This is a genomic window from Streptomyces sp. NPDC037271 (genome assembly GCF_055603605.1).
In genome coordinates, this window is record NZ_JBVJVN010000002.1 from 124,101 (window position 1) to 148,559 (window position 24,459).

Genomic DNA, 24,459 nt, shown 5'->3' on the forward strand with positions numbered 1-24,459 from the left:
TCCCGCCAGTCTCATGGATGCCCCGTCAGCCGGGCGTGAAGCGAGCGGGCCGAGGTGTCGGTGAGGGAGGCGATCTGGTCGACGATCACCCGTTTGCGGGCGCGGTCGTCGGCCGCCTGGTCGAACAGGGTGCGGAACTGGGGGTCGAGGCCGTCCGGGGCACGGGCGGTGAGCGCCTCGGCCAGTTCGGCGACGACGACGCGCTGGTCGGCGCGGAGCCGTTCCTGCTCGGTGCGCTGCATGACGTAGCGGACGGCGACCGCCTTGAGGACGGCGCACTCCATGCGGGTCTCGCGGGGGACGACCAGTTCCGCCGTGTACCGGGTGAGCCGGCCGCCGCCGTACGCGGCCCGGGTGGCGGTCTCCGCGGCGAGGCAGAAGCGGCCGATGAGCTGGCTGGTGGCGTCCTTGAGGCGGGCCTGGGCGGTCGCCGAGCCGTCGTAGCCGTGCGGCCACCAGTCCTGGGCGAGGAGGCGGTCGAGGGCGGCGGCGAGTTCGGCGTGGTCGGTGCCGGCGGGGACGTAGCGGCCGACGGCGGCCTCGAAGACGGCCTCGCGCTCGGGGTCGGCGAGCAGGCAGTTCGGGTCGATGTGGCCGGCGTGCAGACCGTCCTCGACGTCGTGCACGGAGTACGCCACGTCGTCCGCCCAGTCCATGACCTGGGCCTCGAAGCAGGTGCGGGCGCCGGGGGCGTCCTCGCGGAGCCATGCGAAGACGGGCCGGTCGTCGTCGTAGACCCCGAACTTGGGCGAGGCCGGGTCGGTGGGGTGACCGCCGCGGGGCCACGGGTACTTGGTGGCGGCGTCGAGGGTGGCACGGGTGAGGTTGAGGCCGACCGAGCCTTGCTCGGTGAACCGTTTGGGCTCGATGCGGCTGAGGAGCCGCAGTGACTGGGCGTTGCCCTCGAAGCCGCCGCAGTCCTCGGCGAAGTCGTTCAGCGCCTGTTCGCCGTTGTGGCCGAAGGGCGGGTGGCCCAGGTCGTGGGCGAGACAGGCGGCCTCGACGAGGTCGGGGTCGCAGCCGAGGGCGGCGCCGAGTTCGCGGCCCACCTGGGCGCATTCCAGGGAGTGCGTGAGGCGGGTGCGGGGGCTGGCGTCCCAGACGGGGCTGCCCTCCCCCGGCGCGACGACCTGCGTCTTGCCGGCGAGGCGGCGCAGGGCCGAGGAGTGCAGGATGCGGGCGCGGTCGCGTTGGAAGGCGGTGCGGCCGGGGCGTTTGTCCGGCTCGGGGGCGTAGCGGGCGGCTGACGCCGGGTCGTACGGGGGCTGGGGTGCGGTGCCGTCCATGCCAGGAACAGTATGCGAGCGGGCGGCGGGCGCGGCGGGGCGGAAGGGCGGAAGGTGCGGCCGTCGTGGCGCCCGTGGGGAGGCAGTCCCGGCGCCCCTAGGGAACCGCCACTGCCCGGCGCCGCGGGGCGCGGCCCGTCCTCAGTTCCTCGTCGTAGCGGTGCAGGAGCAGGCGGGCCATCGCCGGGTGGGTGCCCAGGGGAGCCGAAGCGATCCACGGCGCCGCCGCCGCGCACTCCGTCGCGAAGCGGCCCGGCGCCGTGAAGCAGGAGGCGACGGCCACCCGGCGGTACCCCCGGGCCGTCAGGGCGCGGATCGCTTCCGGGACCGTCGGGGAGGCCGCCGACGCGTACGCCGGTACCACCGGGGCCGCGAGGCGTGCGGACAGGAGGGCTGCCGTGCGGGCGGTGCCGGCGCCGGACTGCGGGTCCCGGGAGCCCGCGGCGGCGAGGACGACGGCGTCGTCCGGCTCCGCGCGGGCCGGCCAGCCGGCCTCCAGGAGGCGGGCGTGGAGGGCGTCCACGAGCAGCGGGTGCGGGCCGAGCGGGGCGGCCACGCGGGTGTGTGCCGGTGCCGCCGCGGCCGTCTCGGGGATGTCCCGCTTGACGTGGTGGCCACGGCCGAGCAGGAGCGGGACCAGGACCGCCGCGCCGTCGCCGAGGGCGGCCAGCGTGTCGGGCAGCAGGGGCGCGTTCAGCTCGATGTGCCCCAGGTGCACCGGGAGGCCGGGGCGCAGGGCGCGGACCCGGTCGAGGAGGGCGCGTACGGTGCTCAGCGCGCGGGGGTCGCGGCTGCCGTGGGCGACGACGACCAGGGCGGGGGCGCCCCCGGTGGCCGCTGTGCTCGTGCTGCCTGTCACTGTCGTCACCGTCATGCACCGAGGGTGACGGCGGCACGTTGCCTTTCCGTTGCGTGGGTGTCACAGGGACTTTCCGTCGGTCCGCACGGCACCGCCCACCGCGTGTGAGCGGCCGGTGAACCGGACGGCGCGCCCGGACGTCCCTGGTGGCAGGAACCGACCGGGGAGGGAACCGTCCGATGCGCACCCCGAGACTTCGCAGACCGCGCCTGCCGCGCACCCGCCGGGGGCAGCGGCGGCTGATCCGGGTGGTGACGGCCGGGTGCGTGCTGGCACTGCTGCCCTCGACGTGGCTGCGCCTGGTCACGGAAGACCGGCTGCGCACCACGGCCGACGTGCCCCGCACCGACGTCGCGGTCGTCTTCGGCGCCGGACTGTGGGACGGGGAGCCGTCGCCGTACCTGGCGCACCGGCTGGACGCGGCGGCCGAGCTGTACCGGGCGGGCCGGATCGAGGTGGTGCTCGTGACCGGGGACAACAGCCGTGAGGAGTACGACGAGCCGGACGCCATGCGGGGCTATCTGGTCCGGCACGGGGTGCCCGACGGGCGGATCGTCAGCGACTACGCGGGTTTCGACACCTGGGACTCCTGCGTGCGCGCGAAGAAGGTCTTCGGTGTCGACCGGGCCGTGCTGATCAGCCAGGGCTTCCACATACGGCGGGCGGTCGCGCTGTGCCAGGAGGCGGGGGTGGCGTCGTACGGCGTCGGGGTCGACGACGTCCACGACGCGACCTGGTACTACGGGGGCGCCCGGGAGATCCTCGCGGCGGGGAAGGCCGCGCTGGACGCGGTCTTCGAACCGGACCCGCACTTCCTCGGGCCGCGGGAGCCGGGGGTGGCGCGGGCCCTGGCCGACGCCGGACGAGCCGCCCCCTCACCACGGGCCGGGGGCGACGGGGAGGTCACCGTCCCGGCGGCGTAACAGACGGCCGCCCGGGCGCGTAACACGGGTGGCGCACCCTGGGCGGCATGCAGAACACCGCCACGCCCACGCCCACGCACTGCCCGTACTGCGCCCTGCAGTGCGGGATGAATCTGACGCCCGCCGCCGACGGGACCGTCGAGGTGTCCGAGCGCGCGGACTTCCCGGTGAACCGGGGCGCGCTGTGCGGCAAGGGGCGTACGGCGCCGGCGGTGCTGGCGTCGGGTGCCCGGCTGACCTCGCCGTTGGTGCGCGGCCGGGACGGGGCGCTGGTGCCGGCCACCTGGGACGAGGCGCTGGGGCGGATCGCCGGGAACCTGGCGCGCACGCGGGAGGAGCACGGCGCGGACGCGCTCGGGGTGTTCGGCGGGGGCGGGCTGACCAACGAGAAGGCTTACACGCTGGGCAAGTTCGCCCGGGTGGTGCTGGGCACCTCGCAGATCGACTACAACGGGCGGTTCTGCATGTCGTCGGCCGCGGCGGCCGGCACGAAGGCGTTCGGGCTGGACCGGGGGCTGCCGTTCCCGCTGGAGGACATCCCCAGGACCGGGTGCGTGATCCTCGTCGGGTCGAACCCGGCGGAGACGATGCCGCCGTCCCTGCGGTACTTCACCGAGCTGCGCGAGAACGGCGGCACGCTGATCGTCGTCGACCCGCGCCGCACGAAGACCGCCGAACACGCCGACCTGCACCTGGCGCCCCGGCCGGGCACCGACCTGGCCCTCGCGCTGGGCATGCTGCACCTGGTCGTCGCGGAGGGGCGGGTCGACGAGGGGTACGTCGAGGAGCGCACGACGGGCTGGGAGGAGGCGCGGGCGGCGGCGATGGCGCACTGGCCGGAGTACGTGGAGCGGATCACGGGAGTCTCCGTCCCCGAGCTGCGCGAGGCGGTACGGCTGTTCTGCGCGCCGGACGCCGCGATGGTGCTGACCGCGCGCGGGCCCGAGCAGCAGGCCAAGGGCACGGACACGGTGGGCGCGTGGATCAACCTGTGCCTGGCGACCGGGCGGGCCGGGCGTCCCCGGTCGGGGTACGGCTGCCTGACCGGGCAGGGCAACGGGCAGGGCGGGCGCGAGCACGGCCAGAAGGCCGACCAGTTGCCCGGCTACCGCAAGCTGACGGATCCGGCGGCGCGGCGGCATGTCGCCGGGGTGTGGGGGGTGGACCCGGACTCGCTGCCGGGGCCCGGGCGCAGCGCGTACGAGTTGCTGGACGCGCTGGGCACGGACATCAGGTCGCTGCTGGTGATGGGCTCCAATCCGGTGGTGTCGGCGCCCCGCGCGGCGCACGTCGAGGAGCGGCTGCGGTCGCTGGACTTCCTGGCCGTGTGCGACGTGGTGCTGTCGGAGACGGCGGCGCTGGCGGACGTGGTGCTGCCGGTGACGCAGTGGGCGGAGGAGACGGGGACCATGACCAGCCTGGAGGGGCGGGTGCTGCTGCGGCGGCGGGCGGTCACCCCGCCGGACGGCGTCCGCAGCGACCTGGAGGTGCTGCACGGACTGGCCGGCCGACTCGGCGTGGAGAAGGGCTTCCCGACCGAGCCCGAGGAGGTCTTCGAGGAACTGCGCCGGGCGAGCGCGGGCGGCCCGGCGGACTACTCGGGGATCGACTACCGGCGGCTGGCGCGGGAGGGCGGGGTGTTCTGGCCGTGCCCGGCCCCGGAGGAGACCACCGCCGGGGCCACCGGCCCGCAGCCGGCACCGGAGGAGACCACCACCGGGACCACCGGCCCGCATCCCGCACCACAGGAGACCACCACCGGGACCACCGGCCCGCATCCCGCACCACAGGAGACCACCACCGGGACCACCGGCCCGCATCCCGCACCGCAGGAGACCACCACCGGGACCACCGGCCCGCATCCCGCACCGCAGGAGACCACCACCGGGACCACCGGCCCGCATCCCGCACCGCAGGAGACCACCACCGGGACCACCGGCCCGCATCCGGGCACCCCTCGCCTCTTCCTCGACCGCTTCGCCACCGACGACGGCCGGGCCCGGTTCGTGCCCGTCTCCCACCGTCCGAGCGCCGAGGAGCCGGACGACGAGTACCCGGTGCTGCTGACCACCGGGCGGGTCGTGGCCCAGTACCAGTCCGGCGCGCAGACCCGGCGCGTGGACGAGCTGAACGCCGCCGCGCCCGGCCCCTTCGTGGAGCTGCATCCCCGGCTGGCGGCGCGGCTGGGGGCGGCCGAGGGCGATCCGGTGGTGGTCGTCTCGCGACGCGGCCGGGCGGTGGCTCCGGCGCGCATCACCACCGGCATCCGGCCCGACACCGTGTTCATGCCCTTCCACTGGCCGGGCGAGGGCCGCGCCAACACCCTGACCAACCCGGCCCTCGACCCGACCTCGCGGATGCCGGAGTTCAAGGTGTGCGCGGTGCGGGTGGAGGCGGCTGCGGCGACGGAGGCCGCGACCGTGGCTGCGACTGCGTAGGCGAGCATCAGCGCGGGTGAACGCGGGCCTGCGGCCGGTCCCGGAGGGCAACGGACGCCCTCCCCTACGCTTGCGACGAGACCACGGCGCGGACCGCGGTCCACCGCAGCGAGGGGACGGGATCCGATGAGCCTTCGTCAGTTCGAATACGCCCTGGCCATTGCCGAACAGGGCTCGGTGACGGCGGCGGCGGAGGTGCTGCGGGTCGCTCAGCCCTCGGTGTCCCAGCAGATCCGCGGCCTGGAGCGGGACCTGGGCGTGGAGCTGTTCTCCCGCACGCCGACCGGGCTGGTGCCCACCGTTGCCGGGCGCGCCTTCCTGCGGGAGGCGCAGGTCGCGGTGAGCGCGGCGCGGCGGGCGAGGGCGACGGCGCGGGCCGGTGCCGACGAACTGGTGGGTGAGCTGGTGGTCGCGGTGCAGATGGGCCTGGGCACTCGGCAGTTGCCGGGCGCGCTGGGCGCGCTGCGCCGCCGCTTCCCGCGCCTGGAGGTCACCGTCTTCGAGGAGCCGAACCCCACCGAACTGGAGCGGCTGGCGCGCGGGGGCGTGATAGACCTCGGCCTGATGGCCGGACCGTGCGAGGGCGGCCTCTACGACGGCCACCACCTCGGCGACGAGGAATTCGTCGTGGTGCTGGCCGCCGGGCACCCGCTGCTCGCCGCGGACCGCGTCGAACTGCAGGAACTGGGGCGGGAGCCGTGGGTGCGGTTCGACACCAACAGCGCGCTCGACGGCGTCCTGGTGGACGTACTGCGGGACAACGGGCTCGGCCCGACCACGGTCGCCCGCGTCTCCCAGACGGCGACGGCCGTGCGCTGGGCCGCCCACGGGCTGGGGGTCACGTTCGTTCCGGCCTCCGCGGTGCCCCCCGGTCACGAGCACCTCGTGCGCCCGGTGTCCCCGGCCGTGTCCCAGCCCGTCGTCGCGGCGGTCCGGCCCGGCGCGGGTCCCGCGGAGACGGCCCTGCTCGAGTTCCTGCGTCAGGAGACCTGGCACAAGTCCGCTCAGAGCTGGGTGGCCCCTCCGTCCACGGCGAGCTCGGCACCGGTGGTGTAAGTGGCGTCGAAGGCGAGGAACGCGGCCGCCCGGGCGATCTCGTCAGGAGTACCGAAACGCCGCATGGGGTTGTCCGCGACCCGCTCCGCCTTGAACCGCTCGGCGGCCTCTTCGGTCATCGTCGCGTCCAGGGCTCCCGTGTCGACGGGGCCGGGACTGACCGCGTTGACACGGATGCCACGCGGAAGCAGCTCACGGGAGAAGCTGCGGGCCATCGAGCGCAGCGCCGCTTTGCCGGCCGCGTAGCCGCTGGTGTCCGACATGCCGACGACGTTCGCGACCGAGGTGGTGAGGACGACGCCCGCGCCCGTGTTCAGCAGCGGGGCGAGCTTCTGCACGGTGAAGTAGGCGCCCTTGACGTTGATCGCGAACAGCTCGTCGTACGCCTCCTCGGTCGTCGCCCCGAACGGGGTGAGGGTTGCGATGCCGGCGTTGACGAACAGGGCGTCGACCGTGCCGAGTTCGCCCTTCACGCGGTCGGCCAGAGCATCCAGGTCGGTCAGTGAGGCCACGTCGCTCCGGACGGCCACCGCGTTCCCGCCGAGCCGCTCCCGCGCGGCGTCGAGCGTGGCCCGGGAGCGGCCGGTGATCACCACGCGGGCTCCGCCGTCCGCCAGCAGTTTCGCCGTCGCGAAACCGATGCCGCTGCCGCCACCTGTGATCACGGCATTCTTGCCGTCGTACTCATTCATTCTCAGGGACCCTTTTCTGTTTTCTCACGGCTGTCTGGGACAGGTGTTCCGGAATTCCGCGGTTCTCACCCCCGGGGGAATTCACCGCCGTCCACGACGAGGCTGCTCCCGGTCAGCCAGCCCGCCCGGTCGGACACCAGGAAGAGCACGGCGTGGGCGATGTCGTCGGGACTGCCGTCGCGCCCCAGCGGCACGGTGTCGCCGGCGTTGGTCCGGCCCGGCGCCGCGTTCAGGCGCGCCCACTGCTCGCGCGTCGCCTCGCCGCCGGGGGTGGCGACTCTGCCGGGAGTCACGGTGTTGACCCGGATCCCGGACGGGGCCAGCTCCGAGGCCAGCCCCCGGCTGTAGTTCTCCAGCGCCGCCTTCGCCGCTGTGTAGTGCAGGAACTGTCCCACCGGGGTACGGACGGCGGCCGAGGAGACGTGCACGATCGCCCCCGAACTCCGTTCCCGCATCCCCGGTACCAGCAGCGCGTCCAGCCGCACCGACGCCAGGTAGTTCAGGTCCAGCGCGTCCTGCCACTCCTCGTCGGGGATGGCGAGGGCGCCTTCGTGAGGGCGCGCCCCACCCGCGTTGTGGACCAGGATGTCCACCCCGCCGAGCACCTCCCGCGCGGCCGCGGCGAGCGCCTCCGCTCCGCCCCGGGTCCGCACGTCCGCCGCCACGAAGGCGGCTCCCTCCGGCGCCGCGCTCCCCGCCGACCTCGCGGTCGTGAGCACCTCGGCGCCCGCGCCCAGGAGCCGGCGGACCACGGCCGCTCCGATTCCGCGGGTACCGCCCGTGACCAGGGCCCGCTTTCCCGAGAGTTCCCGCTCTGCTGATCCGTTCTCGTTCGCGGTCATACCACCGGCCCTTTCGGAAATTCGTGAACATTCACTCGACGGAAGAGGAGTCGACGCGCCCGGATTGCGATTCCCAGGAGAAATCGCGGTGCGCGTCTCGTCGAGTTGTTTCACGGTAGATCCGGGAAAGGGCGAGGGGCAAAGACGAAATATCAGCGGGTGCCATAGGAGGTTCCTATGTCGCCGCCCCCGTTCCCATGGCGCCCCGGCCCTGCCGCGCCCTACACGTCGTCGTAGGGCCGCTTCTCCTTCGCCTCCCGCAGGGCCCGACCCCACCAGACCAGTTGGTCGAGCATCGTCTTCGCCGCCGCGTCCGGACCGGAGGGGTCGCTGAGCCTGCCCTCGTCGTCGAACGAGGCGCCCGCGTTGTGGAAGGAGACGGTGTCGCGGACGGTGACGGCGCGCAGCTCGGCGAAGACCTGGCGCAGGTGCTCCGCGGCACGCAGACCGCCGGCCAGACCGCCGTAGGAGACGAGGCCGACGGGCTTGGCCCGCCACTCGGTGAAGTGCCAGTCGATGACGTTCTTCAGGCCTGCCGGGAACGAGTGGTTGTACTCGGGTGTGAGCACGACGAACGCGTCGGCGGCCGCCAGTTTCGGGGTGATCTCCGCCAGCGCGGCGGTCGCCTCCGGGGTCGGGGCGAAGGTCGTGGGCAGGTCGGTCGCGGCGACGTCCACGACGTCGGGGACCAGGTCGTCGTGGGCCCGGAGATGGTCCAGGAGCCAGTCGGCGACGACGGGGCCGAAGCGGCCGTGGCGGTTGCTGCCGACGAGCAGGGTCACACGGAGCGGAGCGGTCGTTGTGGTCATGCGGGACAGCCTGTTACCTCGACCTTGGTTGAGGTCAAGCCGGGCGTCGGCGGGCCCGTTCGGAGGCACCGGTCACCCGTTCACACCCGCGTCCCGCCCCCTTCGGATCTTTTCCGGCGCACGCCCGCCACACGCCGGTGACCTGCCGGAACGGCGTCCGGCAGGGGGCCGCCGGACGCGCGGCCGACACCCGTTCATCCCATTCCCGGCGTGTTCTCGGGGAGCGGGCCGCCTCCGATGCGGCTTTCCTCGGTGGGGCAGGGCCACCGAAGAGCTCAAAGGAGCACCGATGCGACGTACCGCCCGCCTGCTGACCGGTACCGCGCTCGCCGTCGCGGCCGTCGGCCTCACCTGCCCGGCCTCCGTGTACGCCGGGGAGGCCGCGACGACCGGTGGGCTGGAGGTGTACCCGTCCTCGGTGGTGCCGGGCGAGCCGGCGACGGCGCGGACGGCGGCGTGCGGCGAGGGCGGGTCGGCGGCCGGTGACGCCACCGCGGTGGGCGCCGGAACGTTCCCGCTGGCACCGGGCACCGACGCGGGCGAGGCGGTCGGCCGCTTCGAGGTGCCGCCGAGCGCGCAGCCGGGGACGTACGAGATCGTCGCGACCTGCGGGAGGAGCGGCCTGCGGGTGACGGGCGACCTGGTGGTCACCCTGACCTCGGCCCGCGAGCCGGTGCATCCCAAGGGAAGCGTGAAGACGGGGGTCGGCGGTGCTCTGGGCCCCGACCCCGTGCAGACCGCGGCCGGTGTGGCGGCTCTGGCCGTCGCCGCCGCGGGCGGTACCTGGCTCCTGCATCGCCGGGCGAGAGGCGACGGGATCTGACGGGCACCCTCCGCTGCCCGTCCGCAGGTACCGCACTTCCCCACCCCCTCCGGGTCCGACCGCCCCTCGCGGCCCGGAGGGGGCCGGGGCTTTCGGCAGGGGGCCTCCACCGGGCCCGAGGGAGAGGGGACGCCATGCGCAGGGTCGGCGACACCGCGATAGCGGCCGTCACCGCGGTCGCCCTCTGCTCCGGGACCTGGCTGCTGCTCGACGCCCGTACCGGAGCCCCGCCGCAGCCCTCCACCGCGCAGGCCCGCACCGCACAGGCCCGCACCGGGCAGGCCGGCGAGGCCGCCGCTCCCGCGCTGCCGCCCTCCCCGCCCGACCGCGTCCGCATCCCGGCGATCGGCGTGGACGCCCCGATGACGGGCCTCGGCCTGACGCCGTCCGGCAGCCTGGACGTGCCGCCCGCCGAGGAGGAGAACCTCGCCGGCTGGTACGAGGCCGGCACCACTCCCGGCGAGACGGGCACCGCGATCGTCGCCGGGCACGTCGACAACGCCGAGGGCCCCGCCGTCTTCTACCGCCTCGGCGCCCTGGAGAAGGGCGGCACCATCGAGGTCGACCGGCGCGACGGCGGCGTCGCGGTGTTCACCGTGGACGCGGTGGAGGTGTACGCCGCGCGGAACTTCCCCGACGCGAAGGTGTACGGCGCGGCGGACCGGCCCGAACTGCGCGTCATCACCTGCGGCGGCGACTACTCACGCGCCACCGGTTACCAGGGGAACGTGGTCGTCTTCGCGCACCTCACCGGCAGCCGGTGAGGCGTCCGGCGGGCCGGCCGCACCGCTCGGCCCGCGGCGCGGCGACCAGGACGCCTAGGCGAGCCACTGCTCGTACGCCAGGTTCGCCACCAGGGCGAAGACGACCGTCAGCAGGACGACGCGGACGAAGCCGCTGCCCTTCTTGAGGGCGGTGTGCGCGCCGAACATGCCTCCGGCCAGATTGAAGACGGCCATCAGGGCGGCCAGCTGCCACAGGACGGCGCCCTGCCAGGCGAAGGTGGCGAGGGCGCCCGCGTTGGTGCAGCAGTTGACGATCTTGGCGGTGGCGGAGGCGGCCACCAGGTCGAGGTGGAGTACGGCGGTGAGGGCCAGGACCAGGAACGTCCCTGTTCCCGGGCCGACGAGACCGTCGTAGAAGCCGATGCCGAGGCCCGCGAGGCCGATCGCGGCGAGGATCCGGCGGCGGGAGGCCGGGCCGGTGGCGGGGGCGGTGCCGAAGGCGGGGCGCAGGATCACGAAGGCCGCGACCGCCAGCAGCACCACCATGATCACCGGCTTGAGCACCTCGGTGCTCATCCCGGCCGCGAAGAAGGCCCCGCCCGACGATCCGGCCAGCGCCGCGAGCCCGATGCGTACGGCGGTACGGACGTCCACCGGGGCCTTGCGGGCGTACGTCACCGCCGCGCCCGTGGTGCCGACGATGGCGACCGCCTTGTTGGTGCCGAGCGCGTGCGCGGCGGGCGTCCCGGCGGGCAGTCCGAGCAGCAGCGCCGGCAGCAGCAGGAGTCCGCCGCCGCCGACCACGGCGTCGATCCAGCCGGCCGCGAGGGCCGCGAGGCACAGCAGGACGACCGTGGTCAGCGATATGTCGGGCATGATCGTGACCCTATGGACGCCACGGACGCCCCGTCCATCGAGATGAGCGACTTCTGAGGTTGCCCGGGTGCGCCCGCCGGACGCCCTCACACCCGCCCCCCGCCCCCGCTGAGGGCAGCGTTCCCCGCGGGAAACAGACGCGATGCCACCGGGTAACACCCGCACCGCACGCTCGGTGCCATGACCTCGAATACGCGTGTGGTGGTGATCGGCGCCGGACTCGCGGGCGTCACGCTCGCCCGGCGGCTCGGTGAGCTCGGCACGCCCGCGCTGGTCGTCGGCGACGAGGAGCACCGCCCGTACAACCGGGTGCTGCTCGCCGAGGTGCTGGCCGGCCGGTACGGCCCCGAGGTGACCGCCCTGCCCGCGCCCGCCGGGCTGCTGCGCGGCCGGGTCACCGGCATCGACCGGGCCGGGCGGACCGTCCGGTGCGCCGACGGCTCCGTGATCGCGTACGACACGCTCGTCCTGGCCACCGGTTCCAACGCCGTGCTCCCGCCGCTGCGCGGCCTGTTCACGCCGGACCGGGAGCTGCCCGAGGGCGTGCACGCGTTCCGGACGATGGACGACTGCCTGGGGCTGTCCAAGGCGCTGCGGCCGGGGGTGCGGGCGGTCGTCGTCGGGGGCGGGCTGCTCGGGGTCTCCGCCGCCCGCGCGCTGGCCGTGCGCGGCGCCCGGGTCGTCCTCGCCCAGCAGTCCGAGCGGCTCATGGAGTGCCGGCTCGACCCGGCCGCCTCCGCGCTCGTCCGGCGGCACCTGGAGAACCTCGGCGTCGAGGTGCACACCGAGTGCCGGGTGCGGGACGTGCGGAGCGTCGGCGGAGCGGTCCGGTCGGTGGAGATGGCCGACGGGTACGCCCTCGGCGCCGACGTCGTCGTCCTCGCGTGCGGGGTCCGGCCGCGCGTCGGGCTCGCGCGGGAGGCGGGCCTGGAGGTCGGCAAGGGCGTGGTGGTCGACGACGAGCTGCGCACCAGTGACCCGCACATCCGCGCGGTCGGCGACTGCGCCCAGCACGCGGGACGCGTGTACGGGCTGGCCGCGCCCGCCCTCGAACAGGCGGGCGCGCTCGCCGGACTGCTCGCCGGGGACGGCACCGCCGCCCGCTACACCGGCACCCGCTCCCTGACCCGGCTCACCCTCACCGGGTCCGGCAGCTCCTCCGGGCCAGGCACCCCTTCCGGGTCCGGCACCCCTTCCGGATCCGGCAGCCCCTCAGGATCCGGCAGCCCCTCCGGGCCCGAGAGCCCTTTCGACCTCGCCGCGTTCGGTGAGACCGACCCCCGCCCCGGCGACGACGTCGTGCAGCTCGCCGACGCCACCCGGGGCACCTACCGCAAGGTCGTCGTCCGCGACGACCGGCTGGTCGGCGGGGTCCTGGTCGGCGAACTCGGCACCGTCGGCGCGCTCGCGCGCGCCTGGGAGGGAGCAGAGCCGCTCCCGTCCGACGGCGGCCCCCTGCTCCACCTGCTCACCCATGACGGAGGCTCCTGATGACCGCCACCCCGGGGCCCGCCCCCACCATCGTGCTCGTCGGCCACGGCATGGTCGGCCAGCGTTTCCTCGAAGCGCTCGCCGAGCGCGGCCTGACCGGCACGCACCGCGTGGTCGTGCTGTGCGAGGAGCCGCGCCCCGCCTACGACCGCGTCCAGCTCACCTCGTACTTCTCGGGGAAGACCCCCGAGGACCTGTCGATGACCGACATGGCCTTCATCGAGGAGCACCGCATCGAACTGCGCGTCGGCGACCCGGCGGAGAGCGTCGACCGTGCGGCGCGCAAGGTGACCGCCCGCTCCGGGCTGGTCGTCGACTACGACGTGCTGGTACTGGCCACCGGCTCCTACCCGTTCGTCCCGCCGGTCCCCGGCAAGGACGCCGAGGGCTGCTTCGTCTACCGGACGATCGAGGACCTGCTCGCCATCGAGGAGTACGCGAAGACCGCGACGACCGGCGCGGTGGTCGGCGGCGGGCTCCTCGGCCTGGAGGCGGCCGGCGCGCTCCAGGGCCTCGGACTCACCTCGCACATCGTGGAGTTCGCGCCCCGCCTGATGCCCGTACAGGTCGACGAGGGCGGCGGCGCGGCGCTGCTGCGCACCATCGAGGACATGGGCCTGTCCGTCCACACGGGCGTCGGCACCCAGGAGGTCCTGACCGGCGAGGACGGCGCCGTCACCGGCATGAAACTGTCCGACGGCTCCGAACTCGCCACCGACCTCGTGGTGTTCAGCGCCGGTGTCCGCCCCCGCGACCAGCTGGCCCGCGACTGCGGTCTCGCGGTCGGCGAGCGCGGCGGGATCAGCGTGGACGAGCAGTGCCGCACGGTCACCGACGAGCACGTGTTCGCGATCGGCGAGTGCGCGCTGGCGGCCGACGGGCGGGTGTACGGGCTGGTGGCGCCGGGTTACGAGCAGGCCGAGACGGCCGCCGCGACCATCGCGGAGCGGGAGGCGTCCTTCACCGGCGCCGACCTGTCCACCAAGCTGAAGCTGCTCGGCGTGGACGTGGCCTCCTTCGGCGACGCGCACGGCACCGCCGAGGACTGCCTGGACGTCGTCTACTCGGACTCCCGGGCGGGCCTGTACAAGAAGCTGGTCGTCGGCCGCGACGGCACGCTGCTCGGCGGCATCCTGGTCGGCGACGCGGAGGCGTACGGCACGCTGCGCGCCTTCACCGGCTCGGTCCCGCCCGTCTCCCCCGAGTCCCTGGTGCTGCCCGCCGGGGCCGGAGCGCCCGCCCAGCTCGGCCCGGCCGCGCTCCCCGACGACGCGGTGATCTGCTCCTGCCACAACGTCACCAAGGGCACCATCCGCGGCGCGGTGACGGAGCACTCCTGCACCACCGTGCCCGAGGTGAAGAAGTGCACCAGGGCCGGCACCGGCTGCGGCTCCTGCGTCAAGGTGCTCGGCCAGCTGGTCACCGCCGAGCTGGAGGCGAACGGCGTCGAGGTCGACAAGGGCCTGTGCGGCTGCTTCTCGCAGACCCGCGAGGAGCTGTACGAGATCGTCAGTACCCTGCGGATCACCTCCTACCGGGAGCTGCTGGACCGGCACGGCCGCGAGGACGCCCGGGGCGGTGACGGCTGCGAGGTCTGCAAGCCGGCGGTCGGCTCGGTCATCGCCTCCCTCGCCCCGGCGATCGGCGCCAGCGGCTACGTCCTGGACGGCGAGCAGGCCGCGCTCCAGGACACCAACGACCACTTCCTGGCCAACCTCCAGAGGAACGGCTCGTACTCCGTCGTCCCGCGCATCCCCGGCGGCGAGATCGCCCCGGAGAAGCTGATCGTCATCGGCGAGATCGCCCGGGACTTCGGGCTCTACACGAAGATCACCGGCGGTCAGCGCATCGACATGTTCGGCGCCCGCGTCGAGCAGTTGCCGGTGATCTGGGCGCGGCTGGTGGACGCCGGCTTCGAGTCCGGGCACGCGTACGGGAAGTCGCTGCGGACGGTGAAGTCCTGCGTGGGGCAGACCTGGTGCCGCTACGGCGTCCAGGACTCGGTGCGCATGGCGATCGACCTGGAGCTGCGCTACCGGGGGCTGCGCTCCCCGCACAAGCTGAAGTCGGCGGTCTCCGGGTGCGCCCGCGAGTGCGCCGAGGCCCAGTCGAAGGACTTCGGCGTGATCGCCACGTCCAACGGCTGGAACCTGTACGTCGGCGGCAACGGCGGCGCCACCCCACGCCACGCGGACCTGCTCGCGCAGGACCTGTCCGACGCCGAACTGGTCCGCCTGATCGACCGGTTCCTGATGTTCTACATCCGCACCGCCGACAAGCTGGAGCGCACCTCCACCTGGCTGGAACGCATCCCGGGCGGCCTGGACCACGTACGGGACGTGGTCGTGCACGACTCGCTCGGCATCTGCGACGAGCTGGAGTCCCTGATGCGGGCCCACGTCTCGCACTACCGCGACGAGTGGGCCGAGACCATCAACGACCCGGAGAAACTGGCCCGGTTCGTGTCCTTCGTGAACGCGCCCGACACCCCCGACCCGGTCGTGGGCTTCGTGCCCGAACGCGACCAGATGAAGCCCGACCTGCCGCTGCTCGACATCGGCCTGCGGCGCCCCTCGGAAGACGACCTCCTGGAAGGAAGCACCCGGCGATGACCCTGGCACCCGAGTCCCTGGCACCCGAGACGACCGACCTGAAGGTACGGCTGCGCCTGACGGACGACTGGTTCACGGCCTGCGACCTCGGCACCCTGCTCCCGGGCCGCGGCGTGGCGGCCCTGCTGCCGGACGGCGGCCAGGTGGCCCTGTTCCGGGACCGGAACGGCGAGCTGTACGCCATCGGCAACCGGGACCCGTTCACCGGCGCGGCGGTCCTCTCCCGCGGCCTGACCGGCACCCACCAGGGCCGCCCGTTCGTCGCCTCCCCGCTGCTCAAGCAGCGTTTCGACCTGGCGACCGGGCAGTGCCTGGACGACGAGGCGGTGCGGGTGGAGACGTACGAGGTGAAGGCGGCCTGAGACCACTGTTCTTGACCGGTCGTTCCAGAACGCCCTAGGCTGCGTCACGTGGCCAGGACCAAGGAGTTCGATCCGGACGCCGCGCTGCGGGCAGCCCTGGAGCTGTTCTGGCGGCGCGGCTACGAGGCGACGTCGATGTCCGACCTCGTCGAGCACCTCGGCATCGGGCGCGCCAGCATCTACGCGACCTTCGGCAACAAGCACGAGCTGTACCTGAAGGCGCTGGAGCGCTACGAGCAGGGACTGCTCCCGGAGCTGCTGGAGGAACTCGCCCGGCCGGGCCCGGCCCTGCCGGGCGTACGGTCCCTGGTGCGGCGCTACGCCGTCGAGGCGGCCGCCGATGACCTGCGGGAACGCGGCTGCTTCGTCACCAACACGGCGGCCGAGCTGGCCCCGCGCGACCCGGTCGCCGCGCGGCGGGTCGAGCGCAACTGGGACCAGCTGGAGACCGCGCTGCACGCGGCGCTGATCCGGGCCCGGGCCCAGGGCGAACTGCCCGCCGGCCGCGACCCGCTGGCCCTCGCCCGCATGCTGCTGGTCCTGCTCCAGGGGCTGCGGGTGGTCGGCAAGGCGTCGCCGGACCCGGCGCGGGTGCGGGACGCGGCGGACCAGGCACTGGCCCTGCTCGACTGAGGCGCGGGGACGCTCCCCTCTCCGGAGGGGTGTTTCCCACGACCTCATAATGAACCGTTCGGTCAAGAAAAAGGGGAGATTCATGACCACCCAGCGCTTCACCGACAGGACCGCCCTCGTCACCGGCGCGGGCTCCGGCATCGGACGGGCCGTCGCCCTCGGCCTCGCCGCCGAGGGCGCGCACGTCGTCGTCGCCGGGCGCGGGCGGGAGCCGCTCGACGAGACGGTGGCCCTGATCGAGGAGGCGGGCGGCAAGGCACTGGCCGTCACCGCCGACGTCACCCGCGCCGCCGACGTACAGGCCGTCGTGGACGCCGCCGTGGAGCACTTCGGCTCCCTCGACGTCGCCGTCAACAACGCGGGCGTCTTCCGCGGCGGAGTCCCCCTGGCCGACCTCGCCGAGGAGGACTGGTACGCGCAGCTCGACATCAACCTCAGCGGCGTGTTCCTCGCCGTCCGGGCGGAGGTCCGCCGGATGCGCGCCCAGCCGGCCGGCGGCGCCATCGTGAACATCGCCTCCACCTTCGGCCTGCACAAGCGCAGTCCGGGCGCCACCGCCTACGCGGCCACCAAGGCGGCCGTCTCGGTGCTCACCCGGGGCGCCGCCCTGGACCACATCGCGGACGGCGTCCGCATCAACGCCGTCAGCCCGGGCGCCACGGCGACCTCCATGTCCCTGCTGCCCGGGGAGACGGAGGCGGGGCGGGCCGAACGGATGAGGAGCGAGACGCCGCTCGGCCGGGTGTCGGAGGTGGCGGAGGTCGCGGCGGCCGTGCTCTACCTGGCGTCGGACGACGCGGCGTCGGTGGTGGGCACCGACCTGGTGGTCGACGGCGGGCAGACCGCCTGACTCCCGGGGCGACTGTCGGTTTCCTGCCAAACCCGGCCGACGCCTCGAATTCGCCCCGGCCGTCGGGTTTCATCGAGTCCCCACGCCCCTTCTCCGACGGAGGCCCGCACCATGACTCGGACCCACCCACCCCGGCCGTCCCGGCGCACGGTGCTCGGCGGTGCCGCTCTCGCCGCGCTGACGGTGGCCGCCGGTACCGGCCCGGCCGAGGCCACCGCCCCCGGGGCGACGTGGCCGTCCCAGTTCCCGCTTCCCGACGGCTGGCTGCCCGAGGGCATCACCATCGGGCGGGGACCGTACGCCTACCTGGGTTCGCGGGCCGACGGCGCCGTCTACCGCACCGACCTGCGCACCGGCGAGGGCCGCGTCGTCCACGAGGGCGCCACGGGCCTCGCCGCCATCGGCCTGAAACTGGACCACGACGGCCTGCTGTACGTCGCCGGGGGCGGCGGCGGCACCGCGCGGATCATCGACTCCCGCACCGGCAGACTGCTGCGCACCCACCAGCTCACGGACACCACCGGCCACTTCGTCAACGACGCGGCCCTGCTCGGCGACCGCGCCTGGTTCACCGACTCGTACGGGCCCGTCCTGTACGGCGTCCCGCGCGGCCGGCACGGCGGTGTACGCGCCCTGCCGCTGACCGGCGACTGGGAGCACACGCCGGACGTCATCAACGCCAACGGCATCGTCTCCACCCCCGACGGGCGGGGCCTGATCGTCGTCAGGATGACGGCGGGCGAGCTGTACCGCGTCAGCCTCAGGACCGGCCGCGCCACCCGCATCAGGCTGGTCGGCGCGGACGACGTGGTCCACGGCGACGGCCTGGTCCGTGTCGGCCGCACCCTGTACGTCGTCCAGAACCGGCTCAACCTGGTCAGCGTGTGGGACCTGGACGCGAGGGCCGGCACGGCGACCCTGCGCCGCACGATCACCGACTCCCGCTTCGACGTCCCCGCGACCGCCGCCCGCTTCGGCGACCGCCTCTACCTCGTCAACGCGCGCTTCACCAGCCCGCAGACTCCCGAGACGACGTTCACGGCGGTGGCGGTGGCCCGCTGAGCCACCCGGGCCGACCGGGCCGACCGGGCCGTCCGGGCCGACCGGGTTCCGGCCTCAGCCCTTCAGCGCCTCGTACGTGACACCCGTCAGCCGTTCGGAGGCGGCCCACAGCCGCTCCCCCATCGCGTCGTCGGTGGTCCAGGGTGCCCGCCAGGAGGGGGCGGGCGCCCCGCGCCACATCGCGAAGGACGGGCCGGTGAAGGAGTCGGCGGGCACGCCGGGCGCGGTCGCCGCGTACAGGACGGGCAGCGCGCCCGCCTCGGCGGGCTGGGCGACGACCCGGCCCGCGAGCGTCATCAGCCGCTCGGCGACCCGGCGCCCCTCGGCACGGGGTCCGGCGGTCAGCAGACCGGTCTCCGCGTACCCCGGATGGGCGGCGACCGCGCACACGTCCGCCCCGCCGTCCCGTGCCGCGAGCCGGCGGGCCAGCTCGTGGGTGAAGAGCAGGTTGGCCGACTTCGAGCGGGCGTAGGCGGTCCAGCGCCCGTACCGCCGCACGTTGTTGAGGTCGCGCGGATCGACGTTGGCCAGCGTGTGCATGAGGCTGGAGACGGTCACGACCCGGGCACCGGGCGTGGCGAGCAGGGTGGGCAGCAGCAGCCCGGTGAGGGCGAAGTGCCCCAGGTGGTTGACGCCGAACTGCGTCTCGAAGCCGTCCGCCGTCGTCGCGTAGGGCAGCGCCATCACGCCGGCGTTGTTGACGAGGAGGTCGACCCGCTCGTAGGGCAGTGCGTACGCGAACTCGCGGACGGAGGCCAGGTCGCCGAGGTCCAGCCGCGCCAGTTCCACGGCGGCGTCCGGCACCTCGCCCCGGAGGCGCTCCACGGCGTCGCTCCCCCGCGTCCGGCTGCGGCAGGCGAGCACCACGCAGGCCCCCTTGCGCGCCAGTTCCCGGGCCACCACGTAGCCGAGGCCGCCGTTGGCACCGGTGACGACGGCGACGCGCCCGTCCAGGCCGGGCATGTCGCCCACGTTCCAGCCGGTCATCCGCGGCTCCTTCCCTGGTCCGGACCTCTCTCACCGTACGCGCCGGCGCTTCGGAGCGGAGAGCTACCGTCCGGTCACGTCACGTTCGCGTCACGAGTCCTCCATATGCCCACCACATCATCTGCACCTCAATACGTTCGTCACCTCATATCCGCTCATCCACACCATCCCGGGACTCTCGATGAACCTGCTCCGCAAGCCCGCCGCCGTGGCCGTCGCCGCGCTGGCCCTGGCCGCCCTGCCGACCGCCGCCCAGGCGCACGAAGGCACCCACCCGTTCAAGAACTGCACCGAGGCGTACGACGCCGGGTACTCCAACATCAAGAAGGGCGACGAGCACTACGCCGAGCGCCTGGACCGCGACCAGGACGGCGTCGGCTGCGACAAGCCGCCCGCGGACTTCGTGCCCGCCGGCGACAAGGACACCGACGACAAGGAGACCGACGACGGTGCGGGCTCCGGGAGCGCGGAGAAGTCCGGGAGCGGCGAGGCGGGCGCGAAGGAGGCCGCCGGACAGCAGGGCGCCGGCCTGGCCGAGACCGGCGGCGACGACAGCACGCCGTACCTCGCGGCGGGCGGCGCGGCCGTGGTGCTCGCCGGCGGCGGGCTGCTGCTGGCGGTGAACCGGCGCCGGAGCAACGCCGCCCGCTGACGCGGCACTCTTCCGGCGGCGCCACCCCTCCGCGGGGGGCTCAGCGGCGCGGCGGCGGTTTCAGGCTGAACGCGGCGCTGCTGAGCCAGCGCCGCGCGGCCCGGGCCACCGGGCGTTCGACGAACCGCTGCGCGACGTAGGACAGCGCGACCAGGGCGGCCACGGTGATCCCGACCATGACCCAGGGGTCGGCGCGGTCGCCGAAGCGGTGCAGGACGGTCACGCCGATGATGTCGTGCAGCAGGTACAGCGGGAAGGTCAGCGTTCCGGCCACGGTCAGTCCGCGCCAGCGCAGACGGCTGGTCCAGCCGAGCGCGATCGCGGCGATCAGCAGGAAGAACACCGTGATCAGCAGGACCAGCCAGCCGCGCCAGGGCGCCCAGTCCCCCCAGCTGTTGCGGCCGCCGCCCGGCGCCAGCAGGAAGTGCAGCGCCAGCAGCCACGACATGGCGACGATGCCCCACAGCAGCGGGGTCGGCCGGTAGCGGTACATCAGGTAGAAGGCCATGCCCGCGATGAAGTACGGGGCGGACGGCGGGTTCACCAGCAGCGTCAGCAACGGCATGTCGGCGCTGGGTGCCAGCACCGCGGCGACCGTCCACAGCCCGCAGAAGATCACCACTCGCTGGTAGGTGAGGCCCTTCCACACCACGACGGAGAAGGTGAGGTAGAAGCAGAGCTCCGGCCAGAGCGTCCAGTAGACGGAGTCGAGGTTGTCCACCCCGAGCGGCTTCTGCAGCATCGTGAAGTTCGCGAAGAGCTCCCGCGGGTTGGGGTGCCCGAACGGGGTGTCGACGAGGTAGATCACGCTCGCGGACACCACGATCGCCACCCAGTACATCGGGTACAGACGGGTGACGCGCGATATGAAGAAGTCCCGCGGGGTGCGTCCCCACGCGCTCATGCAGATGACGAAGCCGCTGATCAGGAAGAACAGGTCGACGCCGAGCCGTCCGAAGGCGAAATAGCCGTGCGCCTCGGGGAAGATCTCCTGGTACGGGCGGCCCCAGATCCACTCCATCGTCTTGGGTTTCTGACCGACGAAGTGGAAGAAGACCACGGCCAGCGCCGCCAGGAACCGCAGCCCGTCCAGCGCCGCGAGCCGGTTCTTGTGCACGACCGGTCCGGCCTCGGCCGCTTTCGCCTCCACAGCGCTCCGCGCCGACGGTCCCGACGCGATCCGCTCCGCGCTGCCGCCCGAATCAGCCGCGGGAACCGACTCGCTGTAGTTCGTCTGGGTCATTCCCCACCCGTTCCGATGAATCTCGTTCTGTCAGAATTCCCAAACTGTACGCACAGGCGCCCCCGGTCATTCCCCCAGGGTTCCGGCGGCCCCGGACGCGCCTCCCGCGGGCAAGGCGGCCCACCCCCGCAGGGCAGCCGCCGCCCGTGCGAGAGGCGGCACCCCCGCACGGGTGCCGCCTCTTCTCGTGGTCCGGAGCCGCCGCCGATCGGTGAGGGTGGTCGGGTGACAGACGGCGGCTCCGGGGTCTTCGCCCCGCGCCCCGAAGGGCGCGGGGAACTGCGCGACCAGTCACAGCGGGCCCGCTGTGACGTACCGGTCTCCCGGCGGAGCGCTCAGCGGTGGTCGCTGCCCTTCGACCGGGACGCCGCGCGGCCGGCCTCCAGCCGGGCCACCGGGATCCGGAACGGGGAGCAGGAGACGTAGTCCAGACCCACCTCGTGGAAGAAGTGGACCGACTCGGGGTCACCGCCGTGCTCGCCGCAGACGCCGAGCTTCAGGTCGGGGCGGGTGGCGCGGCCGGCCTTCGCGGCGGCGGCGACCAGGGAGCCGACGCCGTCCTTGTCGATGGTCTCGAACGGGGAGACGCCGAAGATGCCCTTCTCCAGGTACGCCGTGAAGAACGAGGCCTCCACGTCGTCCCGGCTGAAGCCCCAGACCGTCTGGGTCAGGTCGTTGGTGCCGAAGGAGAAGAACTCCGCGGCCTCGGCGATCTGCCCGGCGGTCAGCGCGGCGCGCGGCAGCTCGATCATCGTGCCGATGGACAGCTTCAGCTTGGCGCCGGTGGCGGCCTCGACCTCGGCGATGACCTGGTCGGCCTCCTCGCGGACGATCTCCAGCTCCTGGACGGTGCCGACCAGCGGGATCATGATCTCGGCGCGCGGGTCGCCCTTGGCCGCCCGGCGCTCGGCCGCGGCCTCGGCGATCGCCCGGACCTGCATGGTGAACAGGCCGGGGATGACCAGGCCGAGGCGGACGCCGCGCAGGCCCAGCATCGGGTTCTGCTCGTGCAGCCGGTGCACGGCCTGGAGCAGGCGCAGCTCGTTCTCGTGCGGCTCCTGCCGGGACTCGGCGAGCGCGACGCGTACCGACAGCTCGGTGATGTCCGGCAGGAACTCGTGCAGCGGCGGGTCCAGCAGGCGGACGGTGACCGGGAGGCCGTCCATCGCCTCGAACAGTTCGACGAAGTCCCGCTTCTGGAGCGGGAGCAGCGCCTTCAGGGACTCCTCGCGCTCGGCCTCGGTGTCGGCCAGGATCAGCCGCTCCACCAGCTCGCGCCGGTCCCCGAGGAACATGTGCTCGGTGCGGCACAGGCCGATGCCCTGGGCGCCGAAACGGCGGGCCCGCAGCGCGTCCTCGGCGTTGTCGGCGTTGGCGCGCACCCGCAGCCGGCGCTTGCGGTCGGCGAAGGCCATGATGCGGTGCACGGCCTCGACCAGTTCGTCGGCGTCCTCTGCGCCCGCGTGCATGCGGCCCTCGAAGTACTCGACGACCGGCGACGGCACGACCGGCACCTCGCCCAGGTAGACCTTGCCGGAGGAGCCGTCGATGGAGACGACGTCGCCCTCCTCGACGACGTGCCCGCCGGGCACGGTCATCCGGCGGCGCTTGGTGTCGACCTCGAGCTCCTCGGCGCCGCAGACACAGGTCTTGCCCATGCCGCGCGCGACCACGGCCGCGTGGGAGGTCTTGCCGCCGCGCGAGGTCAGGATGCCCTCGGCGGCGATCATGCCGTCCAGGTCGTCGGGGTTGGTCTCGCGGCGGATCAGGATGACCTTCTCGCCCGAACGCGACCACTTCACGGCGGTGTACGAGTCGAAGACGGCCTTGCCGACCGCCGCGCCCGGCGAGGCGGCGATGCCCCGGCCGACCTGCTCGACCTTGGCGTCGTCGTCGAAGCGGGGGAACATCAGCTGCGCGAGCTGGGCGCCGTTGACGCGCTGGAGCGCCTCGGCCTCGTCGATGAGGCCCTGGTCGACGAGCTGGGTGGCGATGCGGAAGGCCGCGCCCGCCGTGCGCTTGCCGACGCGGGTCTGGAGCATCCACAGCTGGCCGCGCTCGATGGTGAACTCGATGTCGCAGAGGTCCAGGTAGTGGTTCTCCAGCGTCTCCATGATCTGCATCAGCTGGTCGTACGACTTCTTGTCGATCGACTCCAGCTCCGCGAGGGCGACGGTGTTGCGGATGCCCGCGACGACGTCCTCGCCCTGGGCGTTCTGGAGGTAGTCGCCGTAGACGCCCTGGTGGCCGGAGGCGGGGTCGCGGGTGAAGGCGACGCCGGTGCCCGAGTCGGGGCCCAGGTTGCCGAAGACCATGGAGCAGACGTTGACGGCGGTGCCGAGGTCGTGCGGGATGCGCTCCTGGCGGCGGTAGAGCTTGGCGCGCTCGCCGTTCCAGGAGTCGAAGACGGCCTTGATGGCGAGGTCCATCTGCTCGCGCGGGTCCTGCGGGAAGTCCCGGCCGGCCTCGGTCTTGACGATCTTCTTGAACTTGGTGACGAGCTTCTTGAGGTCGGCGGCCTCCAGCTCGGTGTCGACGCTGACCTTCTTGGCCGCCTTCGCCGCCTCCAGCGCCTCCTCGAAGAGGTCGCCGTCGACGCCGAGGACGGTCTTGCCGAACATCTGGATCAGGCGGCGGTAGGAGTCCCAGGCGAAGCGGTCGTCGCCGGCCTGCTGGGCGAGGCCCTGCACCGACGTGTCGGAGAGGCCGATGTTGAGGACCGTGTCCATCATGCCGGGCATGGAGAACTTGGCTCCGGAGCGGACCGACACGAGGAGGGGGTCGTCGGCCTGGCCGAGCTTCTTGCCCATCTTCTCTTCGAGGGCGTCGAGGTGCGCACTCACCTCGTCACGCAGTGCCGCCGGCTCCTCGCCACTGTCGAGGTAGGTCTTGCAGGCCTCGGTGGTGATGGTGAAGCCGGGAGGGACCGGCAGACCCAGGTTGGTCATCTCGGCGAGGTTGGCGCCCTTGCCGCCGAGGAGGTCCTTGAGGTCCTTGTTGCCCTCGGTGAAGTCGTAAACGAACTTCGCCGCATTCGCTGCGTTCGCTACGTGGGGATCTTTGTTTTCCGACACGGGTCTCGACTCCTCGAGGACGCGGTGGCTGCCCTGACGGCGAGGAATGTACCCAGATCAAAGGCTCATGGGTACGTCCACTTGCGCGTCATGCGCCCGTAACCACTCGTCCGCCAGCGGATCGAAAGTCAAGGCTTGGCAAGCGAACGACGGCCTGTGTTTTC

At 73.4% G+C, this 24,459-nt stretch carries 21 protein-coding genes; 12 read left to right on the plus strand and 9 right to left on the minus strand.

The genetic code is table 11. The features are described from left to right. Positions 1-11: 11 nt before the first annotated feature. Positions 12-1,286, minus strand: coding sequence for a deoxyguanosinetriphosphate triphosphohydrolase (locus tag ACZ7G3_RS05290; protein WP_470923330.1), 1,275 nt, complete (start codon positions 1,284-1,286; stop codon positions 12-14). 97 nt (positions 1,287-1,383) lie between these two features. After that, complete coding sequence (locus ACZ7G3_RS05295; RefSeq protein ID WP_470923332.1) at positions 1,384-2,160, minus strand: sirohydrochlorin chelatase; 777 nt, start codon at positions 2,158-2,160, stop codon at positions 1,384-1,386. Between the two features lie 164 nt (positions 2,161-2,324). Between ACZ7G3_RS05295 and ACZ7G3_RS05300 the strand changes: the two genes are divergently transcribed. The 3 genes from ACZ7G3_RS05300 to ACZ7G3_RS05310 all read left to right on the plus strand — a co-directional run bounded on the left by ACZ7G3_RS05300 (position 2,325) and on the right by ACZ7G3_RS05310 (position 6,562). Beyond that, complete coding sequence (locus tag ACZ7G3_RS05300) at positions 2,325-3,068, plus strand: SanA/YdcF family protein (protein WP_470923333.1); 744 nt, start codon at positions 2,325-2,327, stop codon at positions 3,066-3,068. 47 nt (positions 3,069-3,115) lie between these two features. Continuing rightward, positions 3,116-5,506 (plus strand): molybdopterin oxidoreductase family protein, encoded by a 2,391-nt coding sequence (locus ACZ7G3_RS05305; protein ID WP_470923335.1) that lies wholly within the window; start codon positions 3,116-3,118, stop codon positions 5,504-5,506. 126 nt (positions 5,507-5,632) lie between these two features. Further along, positions 5,633-6,562: a LysR family transcriptional regulator gene (locus tag ACZ7G3_RS05310; protein WP_470923337.1), complete on the plus strand. Its 930-nt coding sequence runs from the start codon at positions 5,633-5,635 to the stop codon at positions 6,560-6,562. Here ACZ7G3_RS05310 and ACZ7G3_RS05315 read toward each other — a convergent pair. From ACZ7G3_RS05315 to ACZ7G3_RS05325, 3 genes are all read right to left on the minus strand, one after another. Continuing rightward, complete coding sequence (locus tag ACZ7G3_RS05315) at positions 6,511-7,254, minus strand: SDR family oxidoreductase (protein ID WP_470923339.1); 744 nt, start codon at positions 7,252-7,254, stop codon at positions 6,511-6,513. The two genes, ACZ7G3_RS05310 and ACZ7G3_RS05315, sit on opposite strands and share 52 nt — an antisense overlap. 65 nt (positions 7,255-7,319) lie before the next feature. Next, positions 7,320-8,096, minus strand: a complete 777-nt coding sequence (locus tag ACZ7G3_RS05320; protein WP_470923340.1) for an oxidoreductase — start codon at positions 8,094-8,096, stop codon at positions 7,320-7,322. Positions 8,097-8,317: 221 nt separating this feature from the next. Continuing rightward, complete coding sequence (locus ACZ7G3_RS05325) at positions 8,318-8,905, minus strand: NADPH-dependent FMN reductase (protein WP_470923342.1); 588 nt, start codon at positions 8,903-8,905, stop codon at positions 8,318-8,320. 289 nt (positions 8,906-9,194) lie between these two features. Between ACZ7G3_RS05325 and ACZ7G3_RS05330 the strand changes: the two genes are divergently transcribed. Both ACZ7G3_RS05330 and ACZ7G3_RS05335 read left to right on the plus strand, forming a co-directional pair. Continuing rightward, positions 9,195-9,728, plus strand: coding sequence for a hypothetical protein (locus ACZ7G3_RS05330; RefSeq protein WP_470923344.1), 534 nt, complete (start codon positions 9,195-9,197; stop codon positions 9,726-9,728). A 134-nt stretch (positions 9,729-9,862) separates the two neighbouring features. After that, positions 9,863-10,492 (plus strand): class F sortase, encoded by a 630-nt coding sequence (locus tag ACZ7G3_RS05335; RefSeq protein ID WP_426598734.1) that lies wholly within the window; start codon positions 9,863-9,865, stop codon positions 10,490-10,492. A gap of 54 nt (positions 10,493-10,546) precedes the next feature. Here the strand turns inward: ACZ7G3_RS05335 and ACZ7G3_RS05340 are convergent, their stop codons facing one another. After that, positions 10,547-11,329 (minus strand): sulfite exporter TauE/SafE family protein, encoded by a 783-nt coding sequence (locus ACZ7G3_RS05340; protein WP_426598733.1) that lies wholly within the window; start codon positions 11,327-11,329, stop codon positions 10,547-10,549. Positions 11,330-11,509: 180 nt separating this feature from the next. Here ACZ7G3_RS05340 and ACZ7G3_RS05345 point away from each other — a divergent pair, with 180 nt between their 5' ends. The 6 genes from ACZ7G3_RS05345 (at position 11,510) to ACZ7G3_RS05370 (ending at position 18,339) form a co-directional block, all read left to right on the plus strand. After that, entirely contained in the window at positions 11,510-12,820 is a 1,311-nt protein-coding gene (locus tag ACZ7G3_RS05345; protein WP_470923347.1) for an NAD(P)/FAD-dependent oxidoreductase, read from the plus strand. Then, on the plus strand, positions 12,820-15,432 hold the full coding sequence (gene nirB, locus ACZ7G3_RS05350) for a nitrite reductase large subunit NirB (RefSeq protein WP_470923349.1): 2,613 nt from the start codon (positions 12,820-12,822) through the stop codon (positions 15,430-15,432). Before ACZ7G3_RS05345 ends, nirB begins: the two co-directional genes overlap by 1 nt. Next, on the plus strand, positions 15,429-15,794 hold the full coding sequence (nirD, locus tag ACZ7G3_RS05355) for a nitrite reductase small subunit NirD (protein ID WP_470923351.1): 366 nt from the start codon (positions 15,429-15,431) through the stop codon (positions 15,792-15,794). Before nirB ends, nirD begins: the two co-directional genes overlap by 4 nt. A 48-nt stretch (positions 15,795-15,842) precedes the next feature. Further along, the gene (locus ACZ7G3_RS05360; RefSeq protein WP_470923353.1) at positions 15,843-16,427 is read left to right on the plus strand and encodes a TetR/AcrR family transcriptional regulator; all 585 of its coding nucleotides are present in this window, start codon (positions 15,843-15,845) and stop codon (positions 16,425-16,427) included. An 82-nt stretch (positions 16,428-16,509) separates the two neighbouring features. Beyond that, positions 16,510-17,277, plus strand: a complete 768-nt coding sequence (locus tag ACZ7G3_RS05365) for an SDR family NAD(P)-dependent oxidoreductase (protein WP_470923355.1) — start codon at positions 16,510-16,512, stop codon at positions 17,275-17,277. A 111-nt stretch (positions 17,278-17,388) separates the two neighbouring features. Then, entirely contained in the window at positions 17,389-18,339 is a 951-nt protein-coding gene (locus tag ACZ7G3_RS05370; protein ID WP_470923357.1) for an SMP-30/gluconolactonase/LRE family protein, read from the plus strand. Positions 18,340-18,393: 54 nt separating this feature from the next. Here ACZ7G3_RS05370 and ACZ7G3_RS05375 read toward each other — a convergent pair whose 3' ends face one another. Continuing rightward, positions 18,394-19,326, minus strand: a complete 933-nt coding sequence (locus ACZ7G3_RS05375) for an oxidoreductase (RefSeq protein WP_426598726.1) — start codon at positions 19,324-19,326, stop codon at positions 18,394-18,396. 181 nt (positions 19,327-19,507) lie between these two features. Here ACZ7G3_RS05375 and ACZ7G3_RS05380 point away from each other — a divergent pair, with 181 nt between their 5' ends. After that, positions 19,508-19,978 (plus strand): excalibur calcium-binding domain-containing protein, encoded by a 471-nt coding sequence (locus ACZ7G3_RS05380; RefSeq protein WP_470923360.1) that lies wholly within the window; start codon positions 19,508-19,510, stop codon positions 19,976-19,978. Positions 19,979-20,018: 40 nt separating this feature from the next. Here the strand turns inward: ACZ7G3_RS05380 and ACZ7G3_RS05385 are convergent, their stop codons facing one another. After that, on the minus strand, positions 20,019-21,221 hold the full coding sequence (locus ACZ7G3_RS05385) for an acyltransferase family protein (RefSeq protein WP_470923361.1): 1,203 nt from the start codon (positions 21,219-21,221) through the stop codon (positions 20,019-20,021). Between the two features lie 335 nt (positions 21,222-21,556). After that, positions 21,557-24,295 carry a pyruvate, phosphate dikinase gene (gene ppdK / locus ACZ7G3_RS05390; RefSeq protein ID WP_470923363.1) on the minus strand — a complete coding sequence of 913 codons (2,739 nt, stop codon included), beginning with the start codon at positions 24,293-24,295 and terminating at the stop codon, positions 21,557-21,559. Between the last annotated feature and the right edge of the window lie 164 nt (positions 24,296-24,459).

Coding starts and splice junctions, on each gene's coding strand:
- ACZ7G3_RS05290 (WP_470923330.1), bottom strand. CDS start 1,286: ATGGACGGCACCGCACCCCAGCCCCCGTACGACCCGGCGTCAGCCGCC.
- ACZ7G3_RS05295 (WP_470923332.1), bottom strand. CDS start 2,160: ATGACGGTGACGACAGTGACAGGCAGCACGAGCACAGCGGCCACCGGG.
- ACZ7G3_RS05300 (WP_470923333.1), top strand. CDS start 2,325: ATGCGCACCCCGAGACTTCGCAGACCGCGCCTGCCGCGCACCCGCCGG.
- ACZ7G3_RS05305 (WP_470923335.1), top strand. CDS start 3,116: ATGCAGAACACCGCCACGCCCACGCCCACGCACTGCCCGTACTGCGCC.
- ACZ7G3_RS05310 (WP_470923337.1), top strand. CDS start 5,633: ATGAGCCTTCGTCAGTTCGAATACGCCCTGGCCATTGCCGAACAGGGC.
- ACZ7G3_RS05315 (WP_470923339.1), bottom strand. CDS start 7,254: ATGAATGAGTACGACGGCAAGAATGCCGTGATCACAGGTGGCGGCAGC.
- ACZ7G3_RS05320 (WP_470923340.1), bottom strand. CDS start 8,096: ATGACCGCGAACGAGAACGGATCAGCAGAGCGGGAACTCTCGGGAAAG.
- ACZ7G3_RS05325 (WP_470923342.1), bottom strand. CDS start 8,905: ATGACCACAACGACCGCTCCGCTCCGTGTGACCCTGCTCGTCGGCAGC.
- ACZ7G3_RS05330 (WP_470923344.1), top strand. CDS start 9,195: ATGCGACGTACCGCCCGCCTGCTGACCGGTACCGCGCTCGCCGTCGCG.
- ACZ7G3_RS05335 (WP_426598734.1), top strand. CDS start 9,863: ATGCGCAGGGTCGGCGACACCGCGATAGCGGCCGTCACCGCGGTCGCC.
- ACZ7G3_RS05340 (WP_426598733.1), bottom strand. CDS start 11,329: ATGCCCGACATATCGCTGACCACGGTCGTCCTGCTGTGCCTCGCGGCC.
- ACZ7G3_RS05345 (WP_470923347.1), top strand. CDS start 11,510: ATGACCTCGAATACGCGTGTGGTGGTGATCGGCGCCGGACTCGCGGGC.
- nirB (WP_470923349.1), top strand. CDS start 12,820: ATGACCGCCACCCCGGGGCCCGCCCCCACCATCGTGCTCGTCGGCCAC.
- nirD (WP_470923351.1), top strand. CDS start 15,429: ATGACCCTGGCACCCGAGTCCCTGGCACCCGAGACGACCGACCTGAAG.
- ACZ7G3_RS05365 (WP_470923355.1), top strand. CDS start 16,510: ATGACCACCCAGCGCTTCACCGACAGGACCGCCCTCGTCACCGGCGCG.
- ACZ7G3_RS05370 (WP_470923357.1), top strand. CDS start 17,389: ATGACTCGGACCCACCCACCCCGGCCGTCCCGGCGCACGGTGCTCGGC.
- ACZ7G3_RS05375 (WP_426598726.1), bottom strand. CDS start 19,326: ATGACCGGCTGGAACGTGGGCGACATGCCCGGCCTGGACGGGCGCGTC.
- ACZ7G3_RS05380 (WP_470923360.1), top strand. CDS start 19,508: ATGAACCTGCTCCGCAAGCCCGCCGCCGTGGCCGTCGCCGCGCTGGCC.
- ACZ7G3_RS05385 (WP_470923361.1), bottom strand. CDS start 21,221: ATGACCCAGACGAACTACAGCGAGTCGGTTCCCGCGGCTGATTCGGGC.